The 5,748-nt window shown below is 59.8% G+C and carries 6 protein-coding genes; 2 read left to right on the top strand and 4 right to left on the bottom strand.

Going from position 1 to position 5,748, the window contains the following annotated elements; translation table 11 throughout:
* Positions 1-247: 247 nt before the first annotated feature.
* The 3 genes from Q2M23_RS43010 to Q2M23_RS43000 all read right to left on the bottom strand — a co-directional run bounded on the left by Q2M23_RS43010 (position 248) and on the right by Q2M23_RS43000 (position 2,678).
* The gene (locus Q2M23_RS43010; RefSeq protein WP_316399425.1) at positions 248-568 is read right to left on the bottom strand and encodes a DMT family transporter; all 321 of its coding nucleotides are present in this window, start codon (positions 566-568) and stop codon (positions 248-250) included.
* 106 nt (positions 569-674) lie between these two features.
* Positions 675-1,130: a carboxymuconolactone decarboxylase family protein gene (locus Q2M23_RS43005; RefSeq protein ID WP_316399424.1), complete on the bottom strand. Its 456-nt coding sequence runs from the start codon at positions 1,128-1,130 to the stop codon at positions 675-677.
* Positions 1,131-1,256: 126 nt separating this feature from the next.
* Complete coding sequence (locus Q2M23_RS43000; RefSeq protein ID WP_316399423.1) at positions 1,257-2,678, bottom strand: PLP-dependent aminotransferase family protein; 1,422 nt, start codon at positions 2,676-2,678, stop codon at positions 1,257-1,259.
* A gap of 201 nt (positions 2,679-2,879) precedes the next feature.
* On the opposite strand from Q2M23_RS43000, the gene Q2M23_RS42995 reads away from it, so the two are divergent.
* Together Q2M23_RS42995 and Q2M23_RS42990 are read left to right on the top strand one after the other, a co-directional pair.
* The gene (locus Q2M23_RS42995) at positions 2,880-3,533 is read left to right on the top strand and encodes an FMN-dependent NADH-azoreductase (protein WP_316399422.1); all 654 of its coding nucleotides are present in this window, start codon (positions 2,880-2,882) and stop codon (positions 3,531-3,533) included.
* A 42-nt stretch (positions 3,534-3,575) separates the two neighbouring features.
* Positions 3,576-4,568: a nitrilase-related carbon-nitrogen hydrolase gene (locus Q2M23_RS42990; RefSeq protein ID WP_316399421.1), complete on the top strand. Its 993-nt coding sequence runs from the start codon at positions 3,576-3,578 to the stop codon at positions 4,566-4,568.
* A gap of 451 nt (positions 4,569-5,019) precedes the next feature.
* Here the strand turns inward: Q2M23_RS42990 and Q2M23_RS42985 are convergent.
* A partial coding sequence (locus Q2M23_RS42985; protein ID WP_316399420.1) for a transposase occupies positions 5,020-5,748 on the bottom strand: 729 nt, incomplete at its 5' end.

Raw genomic sequence — 5,748 nt, 5'->3', positions numbered from 1 at the left:
GTCTTCGATCATGCGCCGGCGCAACGGGCTCATTGCCTCGTCGGTCATGGGGATGCTCCTGTCTTGAGTGAGGTTGTTGCAACCCCTCAATCTCAAGACAGGACGCCCCGTTGCGCTATCGTCTTGGCCGTGTCGCCAGCCGCGCTGTCCTACCGCGCGAGCGGTTTAGTCCGCTGGGCCCAAACCGGACGCTGGTTGCTGCCGCCAGAGAAGAATGGTCACCCCCTGAACGCCTCCAGCGGCATCCTTAGTTTGCGGAAACAAGTTTCAATCCGATCACGCCTGCCACAATCAAAGTAATGCAAAGCATCCGCGCCGGCGACGCAGAGTCGCCCAGCACTGCGATACCCAGAACCGCGGTACCCGCGGCGCCGATACCGGTCCAGACGGCGTACCCCGTTCCTACGGGAAGTGTGCGGAGCGCCTGCGAGAGAAGAAAGACACTCGACAAACCGGTGGCAGCCGTAAACACCGCTGGTATCAGCAGCGTGAATCCTGCGGACCACTTCATACCGAAGGCGAATCCGATCTCGAGAAGGCCAGCGGAGACCAATATCATCCATGCCATGGGGTCAATCCATTCGCTAGTCGCCGGGGTACGGCCTGGCGGCGCTCGTGAGGGGCCCGGATGCGCATGGACGAATTTCCATGCGCGACGCGTTGCTGATGGCGCCTCAAGCCTTACTGACGGCAGCAGGGATCGAGCGGAACGAAATTCCCAATCGATTGAACGCGCTCATCAAGCCGATCGCATAGGTGAGGTCAGCGAGTTCCTTGTCGCTGAATTCGCGAGCGGCGGCCTCATAGTCGGCATCGGGAACGCCGGTTTCGGCGACCCGCGTCACAGTTTCGGTCCAAGCCAGCGCAACGCGTTCGCGCTCACTAAAGACTTCCCCCGCGTCGCGCCACACAGGCACCAGCACGAGCTTGTCTTCGGCGACGCCAGACTTGAGCAGGTCGCGGGAGTGCATATCCATACAGTAGGCACAGCCGTTGATCTCCGACACCCGCAGGTACACGAGATTGACCAGTTGCTTTGGAAGGCCGCTTTTTTGAAGATAGACGTAGACACCTCCGAAAGCCTTAAAGCCTTCCGGTGAAGCCTTGGCGTAATCGATGCGCTTGTTCATGATTGAATCCTCATATGGTTGAAGGATTCCATCGTCTCCTATCTTGGCCTATTCAAGAAGGTCCAAGATCGGCCTTTATAGCTGGGCCATGATTCCAAGCTCCAGGAGATCGGGCCCAAACTGCCGTCACATCAATTTTAAGATGCGCCGTCCGAAATTTTCGGCCGTGCGCCGAGAGTCAATGTTCGTGAAATTCAGAAGGAGGGCCGAAACTCCATCGTTACGCGTCGTCCAGTCCGTGAGCGCCTCCGCGTACAGATTCTGTTCCCGCATGCTTGCAACGAGCCGGCGGTCTGAACGGTTGCCTCGAAGACGCAAGATCAGGTGCATGCCCCCGGGCTGCAAATCTATGCGTACATATTTTCCCAGCACGCTTTCCAGGCCTGCCGCGGTCGCTTCCCGACGCTCCGCATAGAGTTTTCGCATCCGCTGGATATGGCGTGCAAAATGTCCCTCACCGATGAATGCAGTGACGATGGTTTGCGTCAGCCCGGGACAGCCCGCCGAAAGGCTTTCAGTGACCTGCTCAAACTGCTCGACCTGCTCTTCCGGCACCACGAGATAGGCGAGGCGGATGCCTGGAAATAACACCTTGCTGAACGTGCCAGCATAGAGCACCCGCCCATCACGATCGAGGCTCTTCAACGCAGGGAGCGGGCGGCTGACATAGCGGTATTCGCCGTCGTAATCGTCTTCGATGATCCATGCCTTGTTTCGCGCGGACCAGTCCAACAGCGCGAGGCGCCGGGGTAACGACAAGGACATGCCGAGTGGGCTCTGATGCGCAGGTGTGACCACCGCCGCGTGCGCCCGCGGCGCCAGCTTGACGGCATCGGAAACAACCATGCCCTCCCCGTCGACCGGCACCGAGACGCCTTCAATGTGCATACGGTTGAATATTTCCCGTGTGGGCGGGTATCCGGGGTCTTCGAGCCAGACGCGATTACCCGCTTTCAATAGGGCATGACCGATCAGTTCAACAGTTTGACGATATCCCGAGGTAACGAACACCTGTGATGGCGAGCAGCTGAGTCCCCGCGAAACCTGGAGATACCTGGCGATTTCCGCACGCAGCAGCGGCAAGCCATACACAGATGGATGGATCATATCAGAAGGCTGCATGGCTCGCACACTGCGCGCGCCAAGGCGCGCCCAGATCTTGCGGGGAAACGCATCCAAGGCCGGCAAGCCCATCTGGAACGGTAGGATGGAATCCGGGCGAAAACTGACAGTGTCGAAGTTGGGATTCGGCAGCGGCACCGGGCCAGTAATGGCCGTTCGCGGCTTGAGCTCGGGGCTGACAACGGTCCCTGCCTGCCCTCGTGCCTCGATATACCCCTCCGCGGCCAGCAAGGAATAAGCAGTTTCAATGGTACCTCTGGCCAGCCCCAATTCCTTGGTCAGCGACCGTGCCGAAGGAATGCGGTCGCCAGGCTTCAGCATTCCAGTAGCGATAGCGTCGCGAAACCGATCGTAAATTTGCCGGTAGAACGGTGCGGCCGCCGTTGGATCAAGCGGGGAGATTTTTTCAGGTTTCACGGCAGGCATGGCCCGATCCGACCTGTGGAGGAACGAAACCTACTATGCCACAACGGCTCGGATCGGTCTCCACCCCTCGCGGGCTGCAACGCCGAAACTATCGCACGGGCAATCATGGACCACTCGCAAAGCTCATTTATGGCCCTTGGATGCAGGCTGCAATTGCTTATCGTTGATGAACAGAGTTAGACCGCAGCGATTGGAAAGCAGATGATGAAAATACTGCATTTGATTTGCAGCCCCCGCGGACAGGCATCGGAGAGCTACAGATTATCTCAAAAAATCATCGACTATTTGCTGGATGGCGAGCTCACGGCAACCGTCATCATTCGACCGATCGGTCGCGCCATCGCCGATCTCGATGAAAGCTACGCGACTGCTCTTGGCAGCACCGAGCGATCGTCCGCGGAACTGTTTGCCGAGGGCTCCATGTCCCGGTCAGAACAACTGATTCAGGAGCTGGAGAGCGCCGATTTCGTGGTCATCGCAACTCCAATGCATAACTTCACGGTGCCCGTCGCTCTGAAGGCGTGGATCGATCACGTCGTTCGAGTCCGTCGAACTTTCAACGTGACTGCCGAAGGAAAACTGGGCGCACTGCGCGACCGTCCAGTCTTTGTCGCGGTGTCCTCGGGCGGAAGATTTTCTGGGGAGCGCACGCATCAGCCGGATTTTCTCACGCCGTATCTGAAAGCTATCCTGAGCACCATCGGCCTGCATGACCTGACGTTCTTCTCCGTTGAAGGCTCGGCCCTTGGTCCTGATGCGTTCGCCAAAGCCCGCACCAGAGCCGATCAAGCGATGCAGGGGTTCTTTCTCCGTTTTGCGCGTAATTCAAAGGCGTCGTTCCAGCAAGTGGTATGAGCAGCGGTCCCATCGATTCAATTTGCATTCGTGGAGAATAGCATGACTATCGTCAAAGCCGCTGCCGTACAGATCAGCCCCGTGCTTTACAGCCGGGAAGGAACGGTGCAAAAAGTAGTTCAGAAGATCGGGGAACTCGCCAAGCTGGGGGCTCAGTTCGCCACGTTCCCCGAAACGGTGGTGCCGTATTATCCCTATTTCTCATTCGTGCAGACCCCTTTCGAGATCAGAACCGGCAAGGAGCACCTCAGGCTGCTCGATCAGGCGGTAACGGTACCCTCGGCCACTACAGAGGCCATCGCTGAGGCTGCGAGGCGGGCCAGGATGGTCGTGTCGATCGGTGTCAATGAGCGGGACGGCGGCACGCTCTACAACACGCAATTGTTGTTCGACGCAGACGGCGACCTGATCCAACGCCGTCGGAAGATCAGTCCCACTTTCCATGAGCGCATGATTTGGGGCCAGGGCGACGGCTCCGGGTTGCGCGCGGTGGACTGCGCCGTCGGCCGTATCGGCCAGCTGACATGCTGGGAGCATTACAATCCGCTGGCGCGCTACGCCCTGATGGCGGACGGCGAACAGATCCATTCGGCGATGTATCCGGGTTCATTCGCGGGTGAACGATTTGCCGAGCAGACACAAGTCAATATTCGCCAACACGCCCTTGAAGCCGGCTGTTTCGTCGTCAACGCAACAGCGTGGTTGGATAGCGAACAGCAAGCACAGATCATGAAGGACACCGGGTGCAGCATTGGACCAATCTCCGGCGGCTGCTTCACGGCAATCATTTCGCCCGAAGGTGAACTGATCGGCGAACCCCTCCGTTCCGGTGAAGGTCAGGTGATTGCCGATCTCGATTTCGCGTTGATCGATCGGCGCAAGCAACTCATGGACTCGCGCGGCCACTACAGTCGACCGGAAGTTCTCAGCCTGGCCATAGACCGCACAGCGGCGGCGCACATCCATGAGCGCGGTACGCATACTTTGCCGATCGTCGTTGAGCCAATTGATGAAGATAAGGGCGAGGCAGCTTAGTGCGGGCGCAATTGCGCGAGGCTGTGTTCTTTGGAGGTCCGGGCTGCAAATCCATTGTGCTCATATGGAATGGCGGACTCCCGGCGCTCAGTTCGGTCACCGATACGTCCGTTCCTGTGAAGGGTTTCGGATGCCGGCCGCGGCGGCGACGGCGCGGCATACTCGGGCGGCCGGCGTCCGAAAGCCTCCAAAAACCGTGCATGGCGGGCGGGATGGTGCGGGCAGCGCTATGGGAATTTGAGCGCTGCGGCTGAGCTGGCCGATTGAGTTCGAGCCGATGCCGCGAGTTGCGCGCCGGTGTTGCGGTCTTTGAATGAATGGTGGGCAGCATCGAACTCCAGGAACTGTCGACGGATTGACGACGACAGGAGAACGTTCGGGTGCACTCGGCCGTGGCCAGTCGATGGACGGCCGGCAAGATGATCAGTTTTGCGGAATGGCCGTTGCGTGGTCATGAGGTGTCGATCCTGATGACGCGGCTTGGAGCGGTCGGCGATTGGCGCGGCATCTCACCGCGCACGAAGACCTCGATGACGATCATGCGGCCGCCGCAGCATGGACACGGCGGCTTGCCGATGTCGACGAGGGTCTCGGTGAGCCCATCCTCGCGATCTTCGACGGCGAGCAGCTCGCGCGCGCGTGCGATATTGTCGGCGCACGCGCCTCTCGCCAGCAGGCCGTAATGACGGATGCGGTGGAAGCCCTTTGGCAGGACATGAATGAGGAAGCGACGGATGAACTCGAAGGTGGTGAGCGTCATCCGCTTTTGACGGTCGTGGGCCTCGACCCGGTAATCCTTCCATCTGAAAGTGACGCGCTGCTGATCGAAGGCAATCAGGCGACTATTGGCGATGGCGACGCGGTGGGTATCGCGCGACAGATAGGCCAGTACCGCCTCCGGCCCGCCGAACGGCCGTTTTGCGTAGACGACCCACTCGGCCTTGCGCAGTGGCGCGAGATAAGCTGCGAAGGATTGCGCCTCGGCGAGATGGGCGTGATCGCCGAAGAAGCTCAGGCGACCGGCGTGGTGCGTGGCGACGAGCCTCTGAAGGAACAGCCGCCGGAACAGGCGGGAGAGCACGCGCACGGGGAGGAAGAAGCCCGGCCGGCAGGACACCCAGCGCTGGCCGTCCGGCGCGATGCCGCCGCCCGGCACGATCATGTGCACATGCGGGTGGTG

The organism is Bradyrhizobium sp. 33ap4 (genome assembly GCF_032654765.1).
GTDB lineage: Bacteria > Pseudomonadota > Alphaproteobacteria > Rhizobiales > Xanthobacteraceae > Bradyrhizobium > Bradyrhizobium australafricanum.
The sequence above is the reverse complement of the archived record's forward strand: the minus strand, read 5'-3'. Positions and strand labels throughout refer to the sequence as shown.